Origin of the sequence: Stutzerimonas kirkiae (assembly GCF_004327335.1) — a bacterium.
Lineage (GTDB): Bacteria > Pseudomonadota > Gammaproteobacteria > Pseudomonadales > Pseudomonadaceae > Stutzerimonas > Stutzerimonas kirkiae.
In genome coordinates this window covers 1-19,905 of the sequence record NZ_QJUO01000025.1, presented here as the reverse complement: position 1 = coordinate 19,905, position 19,905 = coordinate 1, and the positions used below count along the sequence as shown (strand labels likewise).

At 63.9% G+C, this 19,905-nt stretch carries 15 protein-coding genes; 10 read left to right on the top strand and 5 right to left on the bottom strand.

Annotated elements, in window-relative coordinates; genetic code table 11:
- Nucleotides 1-169: 169 nt before the first annotated feature.
- Nucleotides 170-1,435 (bottom strand): inorganic phosphate transporter, encoded by a 1,266-nt coding sequence (locus DNJ95_RS13720; protein ID WP_131185293.1) that lies wholly within the window; start codon nucleotides 1,433-1,435, stop codon nucleotides 170-172.
- A gap of 39 nt (nucleotides 1,436-1,474) precedes the next feature.
- The gene (locus tag DNJ95_RS13715; RefSeq protein WP_131185292.1) at nucleotides 1,475-2,152 is read right to left on the bottom strand and encodes a TIGR00153 family protein; all 678 of its coding nucleotides are present in this window, start codon (nucleotides 2,150-2,152) and stop codon (nucleotides 1,475-1,477) included.
- Nucleotides 2,153-2,369: 217 nt separating this feature from the next.
- On the opposite strand from DNJ95_RS13715, the gene DNJ95_RS13710 reads away from it, so the two are divergent.
- The 9 genes from DNJ95_RS13710 to DNJ95_RS13670 all read left to right on the top strand — a co-directional run bounded on the left by DNJ95_RS13710 (nucleotide 2,370) and on the right by DNJ95_RS13670 (nucleotide 13,779).
- The gene (locus tag DNJ95_RS13710; protein WP_131185291.1) at nucleotides 2,370-3,737 is read left to right on the top strand and encodes a CYTH domain-containing protein; all 1,368 of its coding nucleotides are present in this window, start codon (nucleotides 2,370-2,372) and stop codon (nucleotides 3,735-3,737) included.
- 51 nt (nucleotides 3,738-3,788) lie between these two features.
- Nucleotides 3,789-4,487 (top strand): DUF502 domain-containing protein, encoded by a 699-nt coding sequence (locus DNJ95_RS13705; protein WP_131185290.1) that lies wholly within the window; start codon nucleotides 3,789-3,791, stop codon nucleotides 4,485-4,487.
- Between the two features lie 25 nt (nucleotides 4,488-4,512).
- Nucleotides 4,513-4,914, top strand: a complete 402-nt coding sequence (locus DNJ95_RS13700; RefSeq protein ID WP_131185289.1) for a hypothetical protein — start codon at nucleotides 4,513-4,515, stop codon at nucleotides 4,912-4,914.
- A 110-nt stretch (nucleotides 4,915-5,024) separates the two neighbouring features.
- Nucleotides 5,025-7,040, top strand: a complete 2,016-nt coding sequence (locus DNJ95_RS13695) for a peptidase U32 family protein (RefSeq protein ID WP_131185288.1) — start codon at nucleotides 5,025-5,027, stop codon at nucleotides 7,038-7,040.
- A gap of 366 nt (nucleotides 7,041-7,406) precedes the next feature.
- The gene (locus tag DNJ95_RS13690; protein WP_131185287.1) at nucleotides 7,407-7,565 is read left to right on the top strand and encodes a YqaE/Pmp3 family membrane protein; all 159 of its coding nucleotides are present in this window, start codon (nucleotides 7,407-7,409) and stop codon (nucleotides 7,563-7,565) included.
- Nucleotides 7,566-7,701: 136 nt separating this feature from the next.
- Complete coding sequence (locus tag DNJ95_RS13685) at nucleotides 7,702-11,169, top strand: response regulator (RefSeq protein WP_131185286.1); 3,468 nt, start codon at nucleotides 7,702-7,704, stop codon at nucleotides 11,167-11,169.
- Nucleotide 11,170: 1 nt separating this feature from the next.
- Complete coding sequence (locus DNJ95_RS13680) at nucleotides 11,171-11,989, top strand: CheR family methyltransferase (protein ID WP_131185285.1); 819 nt, start codon at nucleotides 11,171-11,173, stop codon at nucleotides 11,987-11,989.
- Entirely contained in the window at nucleotides 11,986-12,573 is a 588-nt protein-coding gene (locus DNJ95_RS13675) for a chemotaxis protein CheB (RefSeq protein WP_131185284.1), read from the top strand. The genes DNJ95_RS13680 and DNJ95_RS13675 overlap by 4 nt, the downstream gene beginning before the upstream one ends.
- Before the next feature lie 3 nt (nucleotides 12,574-12,576).
- Nucleotides 12,577-13,779, top strand: coding sequence for a hybrid sensor histidine kinase/response regulator (locus DNJ95_RS13670; protein WP_131185283.1), 1,203 nt, complete (start codon nucleotides 12,577-12,579; stop codon nucleotides 13,777-13,779).
- A gap of 30 nt (nucleotides 13,780-13,809) precedes the next feature.
- Here the strand turns inward: DNJ95_RS13670 and DNJ95_RS13665 are convergent, their stop codons facing one another.
- The 3 genes from DNJ95_RS13665 to trxA form a co-directional block, all read right to left on the bottom strand.
- Entirely contained in the window at nucleotides 13,810-15,372 is a 1,563-nt protein-coding gene (locus DNJ95_RS13665; protein WP_131185282.1) for a methyl-accepting chemotaxis protein, read from the bottom strand.
- A 149-nt stretch (nucleotides 15,373-15,521) separates the two neighbouring features.
- Nucleotides 15,522-17,426, bottom strand: a complete 1,905-nt coding sequence (locus tag DNJ95_RS13660; protein ID WP_131185281.1) for a methyl-accepting chemotaxis protein — start codon at nucleotides 17,424-17,426, stop codon at nucleotides 15,522-15,524.
- A 362-nt stretch (nucleotides 17,427-17,788) separates the two neighbouring features.
- Nucleotides 17,789-18,658 carry a thioredoxin gene (gene trxA / locus DNJ95_RS13655; RefSeq protein ID WP_131185280.1) on the bottom strand — a complete coding sequence of 290 codons (870 nt, stop codon included), beginning with the start codon at nucleotides 18,656-18,658 and terminating at the stop codon, nucleotides 17,789-17,791.
- A 379-nt stretch (nucleotides 18,659-19,037) separates the two neighbouring features.
- On the opposite strand from trxA, the gene DNJ95_RS13650 reads away from it, so the two are divergent.
- A partial coding sequence (locus DNJ95_RS13650; protein WP_131185279.1) for an alpha/beta hydrolase occupies nucleotides 19,038-19,905 on the top strand: 868 nt, incomplete at its 3' end.

Below are 19,905 nucleotides of genomic sequence, written 5' to 3'. Positions count from 1 at the left end.
CACCGGTTGCCACGCTCTTTCGTCCAGCCTCGAGCCTTCCCGCGCTCTTTCCGGCGCTTTGCCGCGCATCGCCCGATCGCCCTGAGGCCGCCATGAGCGGGAAGACTTGCGTACGCCGCGTGCATTCGACAATGGCTCGCAGCTTGCCGCTTAAGGCCGCTCCTATCCCTTACAGGAAGATGAACATCATGATTTCCAGATAGATGATCGCGAACAGTGCCCCCGCAGGCAGGGTGATCACCCAGGTGGAGAAGATCTTGCCGATCATGCCCAGGTTGAGCGCGCCGATACCCCGGGCCAGGCCGATGCCCAGCACTGCGCCGACCAAGGTGTGGGTGGTGGAGATCGGCAGGCCGATGCCCGAGGCGGTGACCACGGTGATGGCGGTCGCCAGTTCGGCGGCGAAGCCACGGCTCGGAGTCAGTTCGGTGATGCCCTTGCCGATGGTCGCCATCACCTTCCAGCCATAGGTGGCCAGGCCGATGACGATGCCCACCGCGCCCAGCAGCAGCACCCAGCCGGGCACCGACGACTTGCCGCCGATGGCCATGTCGCCACCGGCGTGGATCACGCCGACCACCGCCGCCAGCGGGCCGACCGCGTTGGACACGTCGCTGGCGCCGTGGGCGAAGGCCATGGAGCAGGCGGTAAAGATCATCAGTACCGCGAATACTTTCTCGACACTGGCGAAATGGAAGGCGCGGTTGGCTTCCGGGTCGACCTGGATGCGGGTCAGCAGGCTGATGCCGAGGGCGGCCACCAGTACGCCGATCAGCACCGAGTAGAGGAAGCTTTCCAGGCCGCTGAAATCCAGGCCGACGTGCTTGAGGCCCTTGGTGAAGGTCATCAGCGCCAGCATGAAGCCGGTGAGGAACATGTAGCCCGGCACCCAGCGCTTGGCGTTGCGGAAGGGGTCCTCGGTATCCATGATCAGCCACTGCACGCTCTTGAAGATACCGAAGGCGATCAGACCGGAAATGAAGGGTGTCACCACCCAACTGGAGACGATCGGCAGCAGGCCGATCCAGTTGACGGTGTCCACCGAGATGCCGATGGCGGCGAAGCCGATGATGGCGCCGACGATGGTGTGGGTGGTGGATACCGGCCAGCCGCGCAACGAGGCGATCAGCAGCCAGGTGCCGGCCGACAGCAGCGCCGACATCATGCCCAGCACGAACAGGTCGGGCTCGATCTGCGATGCGTCGACGATACCGTTCTTGATGGTCTCGGCGACCTGGCCGCCAGCCAGGTAGGCGCCGAAGAATTCGAAGAACATGGCGATCAGGATCGCCTGCCGGATGGTCAGCGCCTTGGAGCCGACCGAAGTGCCCATGGCGTTGGAAACGTCATTGGCGCCTACGCCCCAGGCCATGAAAAAACCGAAGCAACAGGCGAGCACGAGAAGTACGGTGCCGTATTCCGTGATGAAAGACATAAAAGAATTTACCTTTAAAGCCGCGAGGGGTGCCGACACTCAGCGTGCCAGCAGTTGTTCCAGCCGGTTGCCGACGCGTTGCGCGCGATCGGCGATATCGCCTACCCAGTCGATGACCTGGTAGAGAAACATCACGTTGATGGGGGGCAGTTCGTTCTCCAGCCTGAACAGGGTGCGGCGGACTTCGATCTGCTGGCGGTCGGTTTCGTGTTCGATCTGTTCCAGTTCCTCGACCATCTCCTGCACGAGCCTGGCCTCGCGGCCGCCGAATCCGGTTTCCAGCAGTTCGTCGAGTTCGTTCATGGCTTTCAGCGCCTGGGCGCTGGCGTCCACGCAGCGGCGCACATACAGCAGCATCTGCCGGCGCAGCGGGCTGGGAATGCTCATCTGCCGGCCGAGCATCAGGCCGGCGATGTCCTTGGCACGGTTGGCCACCTTGTCCTGTACGCTCAGCAGTTCCAGCAGGTCCGAGCGTGGCACGGGCAGGAACAGGCTCTTGGGCAGGTGCATGCGCACGCTTTTCTTCAGTTTGTCGGCTTCACGCTCCAGGCGCACCATCTCCTGTTGCACGAACTCGACGCGCTCCCAGTCTTCCTCCATGACCGCTTCGAAGAAGGGCACCAGATGGGCGGCACATTCGTGGACCTTGGCGATGTGCTGCTGCATCGGCCCGATGGGCGAGCGGCCGAAGAGGCTGACGAACGGGTTGGTTGGCATGGGGTGGAACCCTATCCTGTAATAGTTCTGAAATTATAAGGGTGGCCGTACCGCCAGGACCAGTTCGCGCCATGGGAAAAGTATTGAGCGGCGTCATGCGGCGATGAAACTCTTTTGCCGGAAATGACCAAGTTGCCATCCGGCAGCGCTACGATGCCATCCAGGCCGTACAATGGCGACCTTGCGGCTTGCCCGCCCACCGACCCCGTAGAGCGTCATGAACAAAGAAACCGAGATCAAGCTGCGCGCCAGCCGTGAAACCCTGGCGGCCCTGCAGGAGCATCCGCTGCTGAAGAAGCGCAACAAGAGCGGCTGGCAGCGCCGTGAACTGTTCAATCAGTATTACGACACCCCGGCGCGCGAGCTGGCCGAGGCGCGGGTGGCGCTGCGCCTGCGCCGGGATGGCGAGGACTATATCCAGACGCTCAAGAGCCGTGGCCAGAGCGTGGCCGGGCTGTCCTCGCGCAACGAATGGGATTGGGCCGTGGGCAAGCCGCGGCTGGACCTGAAAAAGCTGGATGACCAGTGCTGGCCGGCCAGCCTGGCGGCGCTGGACAAGAAGAGCCTGAAGCCGATCTTCAGCACCGACTTCGTGCGCCACAAGGCCGACATCGCCTGGGGGCGGGGCAAGGCGCGGGTGGTGATCGAGGCGGCCCTCGACCTGGGCGAGGTGAAGGCGCAGCGGCAGCGCGAGGAAATCTGCGAACTGGAGCTGGAGCTGCGCCAGGGCGAGCCCGAGGCCCTGCTGGAGCTGGCCATCGAACTGGCCCGCGACGTGCCGTTGATGCCCTGCGACATCAGCAAGGCCGAGCGCGGCTACCGGTTGTTCGATGCCGGCAGCTATGCCGTCACGCTGCCCGCCGCAACGCTGCAGGCCGAGACGCCCCTGGATGACGCGTTCGCCGCCTTGGCCTGGCAACTGCTTGGCAACAGCCAGCGCCTGGCCGAGCAGTACCGCTTCAATGGCCACTGGAAATTGCTCGAGGAGTGGCTGCAGCAACTGGTCGACCTGCGCGCCCTGATCGGCAGCCTCGGGCAGGCCGCGCCGCGTGCCAGTAGCCGTGAGTTGCGCGAGGGGCTGGATGCGCTGCTGCAGGACTGGCGCCCGCTGATCGAGGCCGGCCAGCAGGATGAAAGCGTGCGCCATGCCGCGCCGGAACGCTTCGCCGAGGAACTGGGCAAGACGCGCTGGGGGCTGTTCTCCCTGTCGCTGTCACTGTGGCTGTTGCGCCGTGGCTGGAGCGTTGGCCGCAATGCCAAGGGCGACCGCCAGGGTGCGGTGGCGCTGGCGAACTGGCTGGAGCATACGCTGGCCGACGAGGCGCTGGCCCTGCAATTGTCGCGCTACCAGCGGCAGCCAGAGGACCTTGCCGAGCAGACGCCACGTATCGAGCGGATGCTGGCCTGGCTGCGGCTGGCGCGCGGTGTGCTGGATATTCCCGAGGCGGACCGGCTGTACGGCGAACTGGGCAAGCTGGAGGCCCTGGCCCGCCAGCCGCTGGATGAGGAATTGCGTCAGTCGCGCGTCGAACACGCTATCCGCGTACAGAGTCTCAAGTCGTGGAAGGCGCTGGTGAAAAAGTGACACCTGGAGGGTGCCGGTGAAAAGTAACGATCGACAGGAGGTGGGGACGGCATGTTCATCAAGCAGAGCCTGAAATCCATCGTCACCACGTGGCTGACCGGGCTGCTGGCCCTGCTGCCGCTGGTGCTGACCCTGGCCTTGCTGGCCTGGATCGTCAGCCTGCTGAACCGGCTGGTCGGTCCTTCCACGCTGATCGGCCAGTTGTTCGGCGCACTCGGCCAGCCGTTCTCCAGCAATACCTACCTGGCCTATACGTTGGGCAGCCTGGTGCTGCTGCTCAGCCTCTATCCCCTGGGACTCGCCGTGCAACTGGGGTTGCGGCGCCCGCTGAGCCGGCTGCTGGACGTGACCCTGCGGCGCACACCGCTGATCGGCAACCTCTATGCCCTGGCCGACCGTTTCGTCGGCCTGCTGGACAAGACCAAGAACCCGGACATCGCCGCGATGAAGCCGGTCTGGTGTTTTTTCGGTGGCGACGGTGTCGCCGTGCTGGCGCTGCAACCCAGCTCTCAGGCCGTGCTGCTGGAGGGGCGCGAGCATTATGCCGTGCTGGTTCCCACGGCGCCGATCCCGATTGGCGGCGGCCTGCTCTATGTGCCGGTGGAGTGGGTCAAGCCGGCCAACATGGGGGTCGATGCCCTGACCGGTATCTACGTTTCCATGGGCCTGACACCGCCACCACCACAAGCGCAGGCCATCGCGCCTGCCGTGGTGGCTGGCACTCCGTCCGGGGCCACTGGGCAGCATTGAGCGTCTGTGGCTATGATCCGCAGCCATGAACGAGCCATTCGCGATCCGTCAGCCTTGCCCGCCAGGCGCCTGTACCTGTGAGCGCGAGCGCTTGCAGGATGCGCCCGAAGTCGATTTGCGCATCCTGCGCCTGACGCGTGAAGAAGAGCGGCGACTGCTCGAGCGGCTGGAAAACATCGAGAGCATGGCCGATCTCGAACATATGCAGCGGCGGCTGTACGAACAACTGGGCATTCGCCTGGAAATCGCCCCGGGGTTTGGCGAGGTGCGCAGCATGCGTGGCATCGTCATTCGCATGGACGAAATGCCCGGGCTGTGCCGGCGCACCCGCCAGGCGATTCCGGCGGCGATCCGCCGTGGCCTGGCCAGGCGCCCGGAAATCGCCTGGCGCCTGCTGGATGCCAACGACCTGTTGCGCGATGCCTGAGAGAAGCTGCTGCAAGCTTATGGCTGGCCGCCGCTCGCGGTGCCTGTACGCTCTGCCGGGGGCGACGTAAGATGCGGCCTCCGTGAAGCCAGCCATGCCAGAATAAAACCATGTCCTTGCCCAAGCACCACCTGGAACTGCTCAGCCCGGCGCGGGATACCGCCATTGCCCGCGAGGCTATCCTGCATGGCGCCGACGCCGTGTATATCGGTGGCCCCGGCTTTGGTGCCCGGCACAACGCCAGCAACAGCGTGGAGGATATCGCCGCGCTGGTGGAGTTCGCCCACCTGTTCCATGCCAGGGTCTTCGTCACCCTGAATACCATCCTGCATGACGATGAGCTGGAAGCCGCGCGCACATTGATCCGGCAACTCCATGATGCTGGTGTCGATGCATTGATCGTGCAGGACATGGGCGTCATGGAGCTGGATATTCCGCCCATCGAGCTGCATGCCAGCACCCAGACCGATATCCGCACGCTGGACAAGGCGCGCTTTCTCTCCCAGGCGGGGTTTTCCCAACTGGTGGTGGCGCGCGAGCTGAACCTGCAACAGATCGACGAGATCAGCCGCAACGTCGATGCGGCCATCGAGTTCTTCATCCATGGCGCACTCTGCGTGGCCTTTTCCGGGCAGTGCAATATTTCCCATGCGCAGACCGGGCGCAGCGCCAACCGTGGCGACTGTTCCCAGGCCTGCCGGCTGCCCTACACCCTGAAGGACGACCAGGGGCGGGTGGTGGCCTATGACAAGCACCTGCTGTCGATGAAAGACAACAACCAGAGCGCCAACCTGCGCGCCCTGGTGGATGCCGGGGTACGCTCGTTCAAGATCGAGGGCCGCTACAAGGACATGAGCTATGTGAAGAACATCACGGCCTTCTATCGTCGCCAGCTCGACCAGATCCTGGCCGAGCGGCCCGGCTTGGCGCGTGCCTCCAGCGGGCGCACCGAGCACTTCTTCATCCCCGATGCGGACAAGACCTTCCACCGCGGCAGCACGGATTATTTCGTCAGTGAGCGCAAGGCCGATATCGGCGCCTTCGAGTCGCCCAAGTTCGTCGGCCTGGTGGTCGGCGAGGTGCTGCAGGTGGGCAAGGATGACCTGCTGGTGCAGACCCGCGAGCGCCTGGGCAACGGCGATGGCCTGAACGTGCTGTACAAGCGTGAGGTCGTCGGCTTCCGCGCCAATACGGTCGAGCAACTGGCAAGCTTCGAGGAGGAGGGCGTCGAGCAGTGGCAGTACCGCGTATCGCCCAACGAAATGCCACCGCAACTGCGCCAGTTGCGCCCGCACCATGTACTCAATCGCAACCTCGATCACGACTGGCAGCAGGCGCTGCTCAAGGCTTCCGCCGAGCGGCGTGTCGCGCTGAGCTGGCGGGTGCGCCTGGATGCGTCGCGGCTCAGCCTGAGCGCCACCAGCGAGGAGGGCGTCAGTGTCAGCCTGGACCTGCCGGGCCCGTTCGGCCCGGCCAGGGACCCGCAACAGGCCCGCAGCCAGTTGCACGAGCATCTGGGCAAGCTGGGCACCACCTGCTATTTCGCCAGTGCCATCGAGATCGACGCGCAGACGCTGCCGTTCGTTCCCAATTCGCAGCTCAAGGCCCTGCGCCGCGAAGCCATCGAGGCGTTGACCACGGCGCGCCTGGCCGCTCATCCGCGCGGTGCGCGCAAAGCGCTCAGCGTGCCGCCGCCGGTCTATCCCGAGGCGCACCTGAGCTTCCTCGCCAATGTCTACAACCACAAGGCGCGGGCCTTCTACCATCGTTTCGGCGTGCAACTGATCGATGCCGCCTACGAGGCCCATGAAGAAGCCGGCGAGGTGCCGGTGATGATCACCAAGCACTGCCTGCGCTTCTCGTTCAACCTGTGCCCGAAACAGGCCAAGGGGGTGACGGGCGTGCGTACCAAGGTCGCGCCGATGCAACTGATCCACCAGGATGAGGTGCTGACGCTGAAGTTCGACTGCAAGCCCTGCGAGATGCATGTCATCGGGCACATGAAGAAGCATATCTTCAACCAGCCGCAACCGGGCAGCGCCCAGGGCATGGTCGGCTTCATCAGCCCCGAGGACCTGCTCAAGACCATCAGGCGCAAACCGCAAGGCGCCAGCGGCAAAGCCTGAGGTCCGTTGCCTGAGGCTGGTCCGGGACTACCGTCTTTGCGATACTTGGACGCTGCCGGTAGCCGTCACGAGTCGTATCGCCCTGTTCCATGACCGGGCCACGCATGGGTGACGGTTCCGCAGGTCGGGCGAAGGCCCGGCAGGCCGCTCGCCCACAAGGCGTACTGGCCGGAAACGCACACAATGGCAGTCGTGTCGCGTTATTTTCCTTGTCGCGTCTTCGGGCGCCCTTGGCGATCTACCCGGTCGCCTGTGGATTTCCCTGCCGTTGCCGCGTGGGCGATGGCGCTCCTGCGCTGAACCACTTTCCATGCCTCTGGTCGATAGGAAGTGGTTTCCGCAGCGAGCTTTCGAGGGAAAGAAAATATGGATCTACTACGTATCATCATCGCCATTCTGCTGCCCCCGCTCGGGGTATTCCTGCAGGTGGGGTTCGCCGGGGCGTTCTGGCTGAATATCCTGCTGACCCTGCTGGGTTACATCCCCGGCATCGTGCATGCGGTCTGGATCATCGCCCGCCGCTGAATCCGCTGGATGGCTGTGACAGCTTGCTCGAGCAACCCCGCGAAGGTCGGACTTTCGCGGGGTTTTTCTGTCGGCATGGGCAATGTCTGTGTAAAGTTCCGGGCATCCCACAGGCATGACGGAACAAGGAAAGAGGATGACTGACGTCTTTATCGACCCACTTCAGTTCAAGCGCATCCTGCGGCGCAATGTGCTGGCGCCTCTTGGGCTCGGTTTTTTCAGCGCGGTGTTTTTCAGTGCCATCGTTTATTACCTGCTGACACTGAATGCCTGGGTGGCGCAGTCGATACAGGGCGTTGCCGTGGCCAACGAAACCTACAAGCTGATGATCGACCAGGAAACCGGCATGCGCGGCTTCCTGATCGCCGGCGAAGAGTCTTTCCTCGACCCCTACGAGCGGGGCGTGGACAGGGTCGAGGACAGCTTGCAGGCGTTGCGCGAGTACGCCCGGAACGACCCGCTGCAACTGCGGCATATCGAACTGATCGATTCGACCCACAAGCAGTGGCTGCCCTATGCGCAGCGGATGATCGAGTTGCGGCGCCAGGGGCGGCCGATCGTCGAGTATGTGCAGGAAGGCCGCGGCAAGGCGATGATCGACCGCATTCGCAGCGAGTTCAATGCGTTCATCGCCCAGGAACGCCAGGTGCGCGTCGACCGTACGCGCACGGCCGAACGTGTGACCTGGTTGCTGGTCGGTTCCTTCCTGTTGTTCAGCCTGGGTTTCAGTGGCGTTCTGATGTTGCTGGCCCGGCGCGATCTGCTGGCCTTGTCGGAGGGGTACCAGGGCAGTCTCGAACAATTGAGTTCACATGCCGGCATGCTGGAGCGCGAGGGCTGGCTGCGTAGCGGCCAGAATCAACTGAGCGAAGCGGTCATCGGCGAGCAGAGCATGCAGGTGCTGGGGCAGAGCATTCTGGGTTTTCTGGCGCGCTACCTGGATGCGGGCATCGCTACCCTGTACGTGCTGCAGGATGGCAAGTTGCAGCGTGTGGCCGAATTCGCGCATGACGCCACGCAACTGGCCAGCAGTCCGTCGCTCGCGTTGGGCGAGGGCCTGGCCGGGCAGGCCGCGCTGGAGCGCCGGTTGCGCGTGCTGAACGACCTGCCTGCCGGTTATCTGCGAATCAGCTCGGCCCTTGGCGGCGGTTCCCCGACGTCGGTAATGATTCTGCCGGTGGAAAGTGGCGGCACGCTGAATGCCGTGCTGGAAATAGGCCTGTTGCGCCCTGCGCAGGAGCGGGATGCCGAACTGCTGGAGCGTATTTCGGAAAGCCTCGGTTCGGCGATCGAGTCGGCGCGTTATCGCGTGCGCCTGCATCAGGCGCTGGCACAGACCCAGCAGCTCAACGAGGAACTGCAGGTGCAGCAGGAGGAGCTGCGCGCCGCCAACGAGGAGCTGGAGGCGCAGTCGGGCGTGTTGCGCGAGTCCCAGCAGCATCTCGAAGAGCAACAGGCCGAACTGGAGCAGACCAACGAGCAACTGAGTGAGCAGGCGCAAGCGCTGGAGCGTCAGCGTGACGAGGTGAATGACAAGAACGCGCGCCTGCAGGATGTGCAGCGCTTGCTGGAGCAGCGCGCCGAAGAGTTGCAGCGCGCCAGCCGGTACAAGTCGGAGTTCCTCGCCAATATGTCGCACGAGTTGCGTACGCCGCTCAACAGCTCGCTGATCCTGGCCAAGCTGCTGGCGGACAATGCCCAGGGCAACCTGAGCGAGGACCAGGTGCAATACGCCCGCTCCATCTATGGGGCTGGCAATGACCTGCTGACGCTGATCAACGATATCCTCGACATCGCCAAGGTCGAGGCCGGCAAGATGGACGTGCGCCCCGAACTGATGATCCTTTCGCGGGTGCTGGATAGCCTGAGAAACCTGTTCATGCCGCAGGCGACGGAAAAGTCCCTGCAATTCTTCCTCGAGTATGGCGAAGACCTGCCGGCCAGCCTGTATGCCGATCGCCAGCGCCTGGAGCAGATTATCAAGAACCTGTTGTCCAACGCCTTCAAGTTCACCGAGGAGGGGACGGTCACCCTGCGCGTCGAGCGGCGCGCTGACGGGTTGTTGGCCTTCCAGGTGCGGGACACCGGCATAGGCATCGCCGAGAGTGAGCGGGAGGCGATCTTCGAGGCCTTCCGCCAGGCTGACGGCACTACCAATCGGCGTTATGGCGGCACCGGTCTGGGCCTGTCGATTTCCCGTGAGCTGGCGCATTTGCTCGGCGGTTCCATCGAAGTCGACAGCGAACCCGGCGTCGGCAGCACTTTCACGCTGCTGTTGCCGGAGCGCTATGACAATGTGCCCGCCGCGCCGAAGGCGCCACCGGCAAGCGTCGAGACCGCAGCCGTCGCGCCCATGCCTGCCACTGCGCTGGCGGAGCCTGAGCGCCTGCCGGATGACCGCCAGGCCCATCCATTCAAGGCGCGCAGTGTGCTGGTGATCGAGGATGAGCCGCGCTTCGCCTGTATCCTGCGCGACCTGGCGCACGAGCTCGGTTACAACTGCCTGCTCGAACAGAGTGCCGACAGCGGTTTCGAAAGCGCCATGCGCTACCAGCCGGATGCGATCCTGCTGGACATGCGCCTGCCTGACCATTCCGGCCTGACGGTGCTGGAGCGACTCAAGGAAACACCGGAAACGCGGCATATTCCCGTGCATATCGTGTCGGTGGAGGATCGCAAGGAAGCGGCCCTGCAGATGGGCGCCATCGGCTATGCGATGAAGCCGGCGACCCGCGAGGAGTTGCGCGAGGTCTTCCTCGGGCTGGAGGCCCGGCTGGCGCAGAAGGTCAAGCGTATCCTGCTGGTCGAGGACGACGCCCTGCAGCGTGCCAGCGTTTCACGCCTGATCGAAGACGAGGACGTGGAGATCACCGCCGTGGAGTTCGGCCAGCAGGCGCTGGAGTTGCTGCGCGATACGGTCTTCGACTGCATGATCATCGACCTCAAGCTACCCGACATGGACGGCAGCCAGTTGCTCGAACGCATGGCGTGCGAGGATATCTGCTCGTTCCCGCCGGTGATCGTCTACACCGGGCGCAACCTGAGCCGCGACGAAGAAGCGGCGCTGATGAAGTATTCGCACTCGATCATCATCAAGGGCGCCCGCTCGCCGGAGCGACTGCTCGACGAGGTCACGCTGTTCCTGCACAAGGTCGAGTCGGACATGCCGCCGGAGCGGCGCAAGATGCTCAAGAGTGCGCGCAGTCGGGAGAAGACCTTCGAAGGCCGCACGATCCTGGTGGTGGATGACGATGTGCGCAATGTCTTCGCCCTGACCAGCGCGCTGGAGCAGAAGGGCGCACGGGTGGAAATCGCCCGCAATGGCCATGAAGCGATTGCCCGCCTGCATGAAGTCGAGGGTATCGACCTGGTGCTGATGGACATCATGATGCCGGAAATGGACGGCTTCACCGCCATGCGCGAGATTCGCAAGGAGGCGCGCTTCGAGCGCCTGCCGATCATCGCGGTGACCGCCAAGGCGATGAAGGATGACCAGGACCGCTGCCTTGCCGCCGGGGCCAACGACTACCTGGCCAAGCCCATCGAGCTGGACCGCCTGTTCTCGCTGATCCGCGTCTGGCTGCCGAAAGTGGAACTGCTCTGAGATGCCTGAGCGCAGCGTCGACATCGAAGTCCGTTTGCTGGTCGAGGCGATCTACCTCAAGTACGGCCATGACTTTCGCAACTATTCCGGCGCTTCGCTCAAACGCCGCGTGCTGCTGGCGCAGCGACAGTTGCAGTGCGCGAGCGTTTCCCAATTGCAGCAGCGGATTCTCTACGACGAATCGGTGTTCATGGACCTGCTGCAATACCTCACCATTCCGGTCAGTGAAATGTTCCGCGACCCCGGTTACTACCGGGCCTTGCGCGAGCAGGTGCTACCCGTGCTGCAGACCTACCCGTCGCTGAAGATCTGGATCGCCGGCTGCAGTACCGGGGAGGAGGTCTACTCCATGGCCATCCTGCTCAAGGAGGAAGGGCTGCTGGAGCGCTCGATCCTGTATGCCACGGATATCAACCCGCGCTCGCTGGAGCGCGCGCGCCAGGGCATCTTCGCCATCGACAACCTGCGCCGCTACAGCGAGAACTACCAGCGTGCCGGGGGAGCGGGCAGCCTTTCGGACCATTATGTGGCCGCCTATGACTCGGTGATCATGGACAAGTCGCTACGGCAGAAGGTGACTTTCGCCGATCACAGCCTGGCCACCGACAGCGTGTTCGCCGAAACCCAGTTGATTTCCTGCCGTAACGTGCTGATCTATTTCAATAGGGTGTTGCAGGACCGGGCATTCTCGCTGTTCCACGAGTCGCTCTGCCACCGGGGCTTTCTCGGCCTGGGTAGCAAGGAGACACTGGAGTTCTCGAGCCATGGGCCGGGCTTCGAGGCGTTCGACAAGCAGGAAAGGATCTTCCGCAAGCTATGAGTATCCAGGGGCGCGCACGCAGCATGCCGATCGATGCCGTGGTGGTAGGCGCTTCCGCGGGCGGCCTGCATGCCCTGAGCGAGCTGCTGCGGGATTTGCCCAGTGGCTATCGCTTGCCCGTGCTGGTGGTCCAGCACATTCCCGAGGGGCGTCCGACCCAGTTGGCGCAGATTTTCCAGAGCAAGACCCGGCTGCAGGTCAAGGAAGCCGATGACAAGGAGGCGCTGGTCCCCGGGGCGCTGTATTTCGCGGCGCCCGGCTACCACCTGCTGGTCGAGCGGGATTTCAGCCTGGCCCTGAGCCAGGAGGAGCCGGTGTGTTTTTCGCGCCCGTCCATCGACGTGCTGTTCGAGTCGGCCGCCGATGCCTGGGGCGAGCGGCTGGCTGGCGTGCTGCTCACCGGCGCCAGCGAAGACGGTGCCCGCGGGCTGGAGTGCATCCGCCGCGTCGGCGGGCTGACCATCGTCCAGCGCCCCGAGGAGGCCGAGGTGGATATCATGCCGCGCGCGGCCCTGAAGCGTTTCGAGCCCGACCATATCTTATCCTTGCGTGACATCCATCGGCTGTTGCGCGAGCTGGAGTGACAGATGCCCAATCAAACCGATGAAGCCAACCTGCTGGTGGTCGACGATGTGCCGGAAAACCTGCAGGCCCTGCAGGCGTTGCTGCAGGCGCCGGGCATGCGGGTGTTTCTCGCGGGTTCCGGCGAGCAGGCGCTGGAGCTGTTGCTGGCGCATGAATTCGCGCTGGCCATCCTCGATGTACAGATGCCCGGCATGGACGGTTTCCAACTGGCCGAGCTGATGCGTGGCACCGAGCGCACCAAGCAGATCCCCATCGTCTTCGTCAGTGCCGCCGGGCGCGAGTTGAACTACGCCTTCAAGGGCTATGAAAGTGGTGCCGTGGATTTCATGCACAAGCCGCTGGATACCCATGCGGTGCGTAGCAAGGTCAGCGTTTTCGTCGATCTCTATCGCAACCGCAAGCGTTTGGCGCGACAGGTCGATGCCTTGCGCAAGAGCCGCATGGAACAGGAACTGCTGCTCGATGAGCTGCGCAATACCAAGAGCGAACTGGAGCATGCGGTGCGCATGCGCGACGATTTCATGTCGATCGTCTCGCACGAGTTGAAGACGCCGCTCAATACGCTGATTCTCGAAGTCCAGCTACGCAAGTTGCAACTGCAGCGCAGTAACCTGGCGGCCTTCGGTGAAGAGCGGTTGCGGCAGATGGTGGAGAAGGATGAACGGCAGATCCAGAGCCTGATCCGGCTGATCGACGATATGCTCGACGTATCGCGCATCCGCACCGGCAAGTTGTCGATCCGCCCGTCGCGCTTCGATCTTTGCCAATTGGTGGCCAATGTACTGGAGAGCTTTGGCGCACAGATGGATATCTGTGGTTGCACATTGCACTTCGAGCCTTGCGGCCCGCTGTTCGGACGGTGGGACGAGTTCCGTATCGAGCAGGTGCTGGCCAACCTGCTGACCAATGCCATGCGCTATGGCGCTGGCAAGCCGGTGTCGGTGAGTGTGCGGGCGCTGGGCGACGAGGTCTGCATCGAGGTGCGCGACCAGGGGATCGGTATCGAGAGCAAGAACCTGCGGCGCATCTTCTGCCAGTTCGAGCGTGTCGAGGGTGCGGGGAGCAGTGCTGGACTGGGCCTGGGGCTGTTCATTTCCGAACAGATCGTCAAGGCTCATGGCGGGCGGCTGCTGGTCGAAAGCGAGGAGGGACGGGGCGCGTTGTTCCGCCTGCTGCTGCCGTGCAATGGCGACAGCGCCGGGTAACGGCTGCCTCAATCCACGTTGCCTGCCGCCTCAGCCGCTGAAGCGGGCGACCAGCGCGTGCAGCGAGCGGGCGGTCTGGGTCAGTGCCTGGCCAACCCGGGAGGATTCTCCGGATATGTCGGCATTGCGCTCGGAAGCCTGGGCGATATTGCTGATCTGGCGTGAAATCGCTTCCGACACACAAGCCTGCTGTTCGGCGGCCGAAGCCATCTGCTGGGCCATGGCATTGATATGTTCGACGGCCTGGTCGATGCCATGCAGTGCCTGCTGGGTCGAGATCACCTGTTCCAGCCCGGCCGAGGCCGCGTCGCTACCGGCCCGGGCGATGACCACCGCTTCCTGGGCGCGCTGCTGCAACGACTCGATGATCTGCTCGATGACGCCGGTCGATTCCTGGGTCTTTTGCGCCAGTGCCCGTACCTCGTCCGCGACCACGGCGAAGCCACGCCCCTGTTCCCCGGCGCGGGCCGCCTCGATGGCGGCGTTCAGGGCCAGCAGGTTGGTCTGTTCGGCCACCGCGCGGATCATGTTGGCTGCCTGCTGAATCGATTGCGTTTCTTCGGCCAGCGCTTCGACCGATGTGCTGACCCCCTGTACCGTGCCGGTCAGGCGCTCGATCACCTCGCGGGTTCTCAGCGCGTCCTGGGCACCGCCACTGGACAGCTCGGCCACCTGCCGGGCGTGCTCGGCGGTCTGTTGCACATGGCTGGCAACTTCACCGATGGACGCGGCCATCTGGTGCATGGCCGTCGCCGCCATATCCGCCTCGACACGCAGGGACTGCAGCGAGCTTTCCGCCTGGGTGGTCAGTTCATCGCTCTGCCCGGCCAGGTGGGTGGCCTGGTCCGCATAGTCCTTCAGGCGGCAGAGGGCGGTGCGATTCTTGGCGCGCTCGCTGATCAGCAGCATCTTCAATTGCGCGGGAAAACCCTGCAGTCCCGTGTAGGTGCAGGCCGCCACTTCGCTGTCGTGCAGGTTCTCGTCGCCGCGTATGGCCCGCAGGGTGCGTTTCAGCCGCCATTCGCCGAACCACTGCCCAGCTACCAGGGCGAGCAGCGCAAGCCCCAGGCCGGCCGCCGGCGCCACCAGGAAGTGGGTGAGGGAAACGGCTAGCGCGGCCAGCAGTACGAACCCCACCAGAGCGGCCATACCGAGCAGCCGATGGTGCCAGGCCAGCGCCTGCCTGCCGCTGCTGATCCGGGAATAGAGGGCCGCGGCCCTGGCAACCTGCTCGGGTTCGGCACTGACCCTGACCGATTCATAGCCGATCAACTGGCCTTTTTCCGAGATGGGCGTGACATAGGCACTGACCCAGTAATGGTCGCCATTCTTGCAGCGGTTCTTGACGATGCCCATCCAACTGCGGCCTGCTTTCAGACACTCCCACATCTGCTGGAAGACCGGCTCCGGCATGTCCGGATGACGGACGATGTTGTGGGCGCTGCCGATCAGCTCGTCACGGCTGAAACCGCTGATTTCGACAAAGGCATCATTGCAGTAGGTGATCCGCCCCTTGGTATCGGTGGCGGTGATCAGCCGTTGGTCTGCCGGAAAGCGGCATTGTTGTTGGGTAACAGGGAAATTCCTTTTCATTGTGAGACCTCGTACGAGTCAGCCGCCATTAAGTCAGAAAGATAGATGGCCTTTTGGCAGCTATCGTTCCGTGGGCGTTCACAATGAATATGAGCCAGGGGCGCCATGGCGCCCCTGGCAGCTACCCGCCGGTAATGGCGGGGCAGCGTTCAGACCTTGAAGTAGCTGGCCTCGCGACGTAGCAACTGGGCCAGTTCGGCCAGGTGGAAGGACGCCGTGGAGGTTTCCCGGGCCTGGGCGTTGACCTCGCGGATGCCGGTGTTGAGCTGGTCGACAGTGAGGTTCAACTCGTCGATCACCGTGCTCTGTTCTTCGGTGGCGGTGGCGATCTGCTGGTTGAGGCCGAGGATCTCGTCGGCCGAACTGGCCGTCATCTGGAAGCTCTGGGTCGACTGCCGCGAGCTTTCCATGCCCTGTTGAGTGAAGGTACGGCAGTGGTGCATGTGGTCGAGCGCTTCCTGCGCAGCATTGCGGAACAGTACGATCTTCTCGCGGATGGTGCCTGCCGCGCTCTGCGAGTTGCCGGCCAGCGAGCGGACTTCATCGGCGACCACGGCAAAACCGCGTCCGTGTTCCCCGGCGCGAGCCGCCTCGATGGCCGCATTGAGTGCCAGCAGGTTGGTCTGATCGGCAATGCCGGTGATGATCGTGAGGACTTCGTCGATTTCCTCGGTGCGGGAATTGAGTTGCGCGACGATGTCTTCCGATTGCACGACCTGGCGGGTCAGTTCGCTCATGGTCGCCTGCTCGGCCTCCACCGTGCTGCGGCCCTCGGTGACTTCCTGTACCGCACGCTCGGCCTTTTCCGAGGCGTTCGCGGTGTTGCTCGCCACTTCGTGGATGGCGTAGCTCATTTCCTCCAGCGCGGTGGCCACCGACATGGTCATGTCGCCTTGCTGGGTAGATTGCTCCAGCAGGCTCGCACTGCTGTGCTTGAGCTGTTCCGAGGCGGCGAAGAGCTGGCCGGTGGAGTCGCTTATGCTGGCGATCAGCGTACGGAAACGATCGACCATGCCGTTCAGGGCGAGGCCGGCCGTGGCCACCTCGTCCTGGCCCCGTACATGGGCCTTGAGGGTCAGGTCGCCGGTCTGCTGGATACGCGATACGACATCCATGATGTGCTTGAGCGGGCGGACCACTGTACGCTGGCAGAAGCTCCAGGCCAGCACCATGCCCAGTGCGATGGAGCCAAGGGAAAGGAAGGCCAGCATCCACTGCAGGTGGTTCAGGCGCTGGAAAACCTCGCCCTGCTCGGCAGTGACGCCAAGCTTCCACTGGGTACCCGGCACCTGCTGGTAACCGACCACGTAGTGCCGCTGCGCTTCGATCAGGTGGCTGACACCGCTGCGGCCCGCCTGCATTTCATGGTAGGCGCGGGAGGCCTCGGCATGGCCGCCGGCCAGCGGCTGGTGCTGTTCGAGTACCCGCTTGCGATCGCGGTCGGCGATCAGGGCGCCATCCTGGTTGAGGATGAAGGCATAGCCCTGTTTGCCGAAACCCAGGTCGTCGGTGATATCGCTGAGCAGGCTGGCATCCATGCGCGCGATGATCAAGCCCTTTACCTGGCCGTTGGCATGGTCGCGCAGGGGGGTTGCCAGCATGATGACCGGCAAGTTGACGGCCCTGCTGATGATCACGTCCGAGAGGTTGCTTTCGCCCTGGAAGCCCCGGCGGATGTAGTCCCGGTCGGAAAGGTCGGCACTGCTGCCATCGGCATAGTGGGCGATGCCAGCGCGGTCGACCCAGCCCATGCCCATGTAGTCCAGGCGTGCCGTGGCCGTTTCCAGGTAATTCAGGGCCCGTTCGTCGAGGGCCTGCAGGTCCGGGTGCTGGGCCACTTCGGCCAGGGTGGCGAGGCGGGTATCCATGCGTGCCCGGACAATCTTGCCGGCATCGGTGGCCATGCTCCGTAGAGCCTGCTCGACCTGTTCGGTAACGGCCATGCTGGCCTGGTGGACGGCGGTGATGCCAAGGCTGCCGGAACTCAGAAGCAGGACTGCGAGGAAGGTCAGCAGCAGTTTGCCGCCGATACTGGTAGGTCTGAAGAGGGACATGCGCGCGCTGCCATTCTATTGTTGTGATTGAGCGAGGCATGATGACGCATGGGAAGTGATGGCTTTTTGATGGCGATCAAGACGGCGCGAGTTGGTGACCGCTGTCTTGGCCCGGATACCAGGCGCCGGAAGTGGAGCTTCCATGCGTGCCGGGATGGCTAGTGTCACGACAGGCATCAACTGTTGGCATGTGGCCAGCTCTCCGTGGGAAGGGTGCGCCGTGCGCACCTGGGATAGTGGTGCCGATCACTCAGGTGCGCGCGGCGCAGTCACAAGGCTGCCGTCCGCGACATTTGATCGTTGACGCGAGACTAGCTTCAAGCTCCTGGTTTCCAGCTTGCCAGCGCAGAGCGGCGACTAGATCAATAGAGCGCCTGGTAAAGACGGCGGCGGTACTGGGTGACCAGTGGATGGTCATTGCCCAGCAGTTCGAAAACCTGCAGCAGTGTCTTGTGCGGCAGGCCGCCGGCATAGTCGCGGTTGCGCACGAACAGCCGCAGCAGCGCATCCAGGGCCGCCTCGTACTGCTGGCGGGCCAGTTGGTGGATGGCCAACTGGTAGGTGGCCTCGTCGTCATTGGCATCCTGTGCCAGGCGCGACTTGAGCGTGGCGGTTTCAGGCAGTTCGCCTACCTGCCTGAGGAAGGTCAGTTGGGCGCGGGCGGCGGCCAGTGCCTGTTTGTGTTCATCGCCCTGCACGGCGTTGAGGACCGTTTCCGCCTCGCCCAGTTCGCCGCGTTCGGCCAGGCAGCGGGCGTAAAGGATCAGTGCGGGCGGGTTTTCGCTGTTTTCACCGAGCAGCGCCTTGAGCTGCGCTTCCGCCTCGGCGATATGGCCCTCGCTGAAGAGTGTCGTGGCGCTTTGCAGTGGGTCGGTGGGCGCGGCGGCCGGGGGCGCGACATGGGGTTCGAGCATGGCGCGAATCTGCGATTCGGGCTGCGCCCCGGCGAAGCCGTCGACCGGCTGGCCGTCCTTGAACAGCACGACCGTCGGCAGGCTGCGGATGCCGAAGCGCGCCACGGTTTCCTGTTCGATGTCGCAATTGACCTTGGCCAGTAGCAATTCGCCCCGATACTCCTCGGCGACCTTGGCCAGCAGCGGCATCAGTGCCTTGCAGGGGGCGCACCAGTCGGCCCAGAAGTCCACCAGTACCGGTTTGTGGAACGAGTTCTCGATGACCAACTGGTCGAAGCTGGCATCGGTGACATCGAAGATCGGAGAGGTCTGGCTCATCGTTGTTCTCGAAAGGGTTGTGGAGGTCTCGGAGCCGGGGCAGACAGGCCACGAACAGGGTCATCGCAGGTAAATGGGGACGCATATGCGGTGAAACAAGGGCGGAATATCCCCGCGAAGCTGGTAGCCGCTTGTCGCTCGCGCCCTGCCCCCGGGCGATCGCGCCATGCGCGGCGAAGAGCCGAAAAGAGCGCTGGAGGCTGGAAACTGGACGAAAGGGCGTGGCAACGGGCCTTTACCCTACCTTTACCTTGAATGGCTGTCTGCTCCCTGATCGGCTTGGCTACTCTGTCCGTTCCAGTTCATTGAGGAGCGATGGCAAGTGGATAGGCGGCACTCTTTTCATCCCGTATGGTTTATTGGCTGCCTGGCCGGCCTGATGCTGCTGTCCGGTTGCGCAGGTCGTGGCGAGCCGCCGCGCGTCGATCCCGCGGAGCAGGTCAGGGCCCACCTGGCGTCGGCCTATCAGCCGGAGCGGCATGCCATCCAGTCCTGGCAGGCAACCTGGCGCATTGGTGAGCAGTCGGTGGCGGTCGAGTGGCTGGCGCCACTGAACGAGCAAGGGCGGGCGCTGCCGCTGGTGATCTATCTGCCGGGGCTGGGCGAGCCGGCGAGTGCTGGCGAAACCTGGCGCAACGCCTGGGCCGAGGCGGGTTATGCGGTGTTGTCGGTGCAGGCGGCGGGGGATGACCGCTCTCTGCTTTCTTCGCCTCTGGCGCTGGCCGGTAACTTTCGTGAGTTGGCCCGCAGGAGTTTCAGCGAGCAGGCCCTGGCCGAGCGTGTGAGCCTGCTGGCGGCGACCCTGGAGCAGGTTCGCCTGCGAGCCGCGGGGGGCGATGGCCTGTTCGCGGCCATCGATTGGCAGCGTGTCGCGCTGGCGGGGTTCGACCTGGGCACGCAGACGGCTGCGGCATGGCTGTCCAGTGCTTATCCGCTGCGCCCGGTGGCCGCGATCCTGCTGAGCCCCTATGTGGCACCCGAACAGGACACGAGAACGTTCGCGTCGATATCCGTGCCGCTCCTGGCAATGACCGGGCCACAGGATGAAGACCCTTTCAACTGGGTCGCCTCCTTCCGGCAGCGGCAGAAGCTCTGGGCCGCCGTCCCGGTGGCTGGCGGTTATCAACTGACTCTGGCCAGTGCCACGCACAAGACCCTTTCCGGCAGTGGTGTGCTGCAGGCGCCGACGGAGCTGGATGAAGGCACCGCACCGGAGCGGAACAAGGAACGCAATGCCGGCGCTGGGC

What these genes read in the sequence shown, in the direction of transcription:
- DNJ95_RS13670 (WP_131185283.1), top strand. Translation starts at nt 12,577, where the DNA reads ATGCCCAATCAAACCGATGAAGCCAACCTGCTGGTGGTCGACGATGTG.
- DNJ95_RS13665 (WP_131185282.1), bottom strand. Translation starts at nt 15,372, where the DNA reads ATGAAAAGGAATTTCCCTGTTACCCAACAACAATGCCGCTTTCCGGCA.
- DNJ95_RS13720 (WP_131185293.1), bottom strand. Translation starts at nt 1,435, where the DNA reads ATGTCTTTCATCACGGAATACGGCACCGTACTTCTCGTGCTCGCCTGT.
- DNJ95_RS13705 (WP_131185290.1), top strand. Translation starts at nt 3,789, where the DNA reads ATGTTCATCAAGCAGAGCCTGAAATCCATCGTCACCACGTGGCTGACC.
- DNJ95_RS13685 (WP_131185286.1), top strand. Translation starts at nt 7,702, where the DNA reads ATGACTGACGTCTTTATCGACCCACTTCAGTTCAAGCGCATCCTGCGG.
- DNJ95_RS13680 (WP_131185285.1), top strand. Translation starts at nt 11,171, where the DNA reads ATGCCTGAGCGCAGCGTCGACATCGAAGTCCGTTTGCTGGTCGAGGCG.
- DNJ95_RS13660 (WP_131185281.1), bottom strand. Translation starts at nt 17,426, where the DNA reads ATGTCCCTCTTCAGACCTACCAGTATCGGCGGCAAACTGCTGCTGACC.
- trxA (WP_131185280.1), bottom strand. Translation starts at nt 18,658, where the DNA reads ATGAGCCAGACCTCTCCGATCTTCGATGTCACCGATGCCAGCTTCGAC.
- DNJ95_RS13675 (WP_131185284.1), top strand. Translation starts at nt 11,986, where the DNA reads ATGAGTATCCAGGGGCGCGCACGCAGCATGCCGATCGATGCCGTGGTG.
- DNJ95_RS13715 (WP_131185292.1), bottom strand. Translation starts at nt 2,152, where the DNA reads ATGCCAACCAACCCGTTCGTCAGCCTCTTCGGCCGCTCGCCCATCGGG.
- DNJ95_RS13710 (WP_131185291.1), top strand. Translation starts at nt 2,370, where the DNA reads ATGAACAAAGAAACCGAGATCAAGCTGCGCGCCAGCCGTGAAACCCTG.
- DNJ95_RS13690 (WP_131185287.1), top strand. Translation starts at nt 7,407, where the DNA reads ATGGATCTACTACGTATCATCATCGCCATTCTGCTGCCCCCGCTCGGG.
- DNJ95_RS13695 (WP_131185288.1), top strand. Translation starts at nt 5,025, where the DNA reads ATGTCCTTGCCCAAGCACCACCTGGAACTGCTCAGCCCGGCGCGGGAT.
- DNJ95_RS13700 (WP_131185289.1), top strand. Translation starts at nt 4,513, where the DNA reads ATGAACGAGCCATTCGCGATCCGTCAGCCTTGCCCGCCAGGCGCCTGT.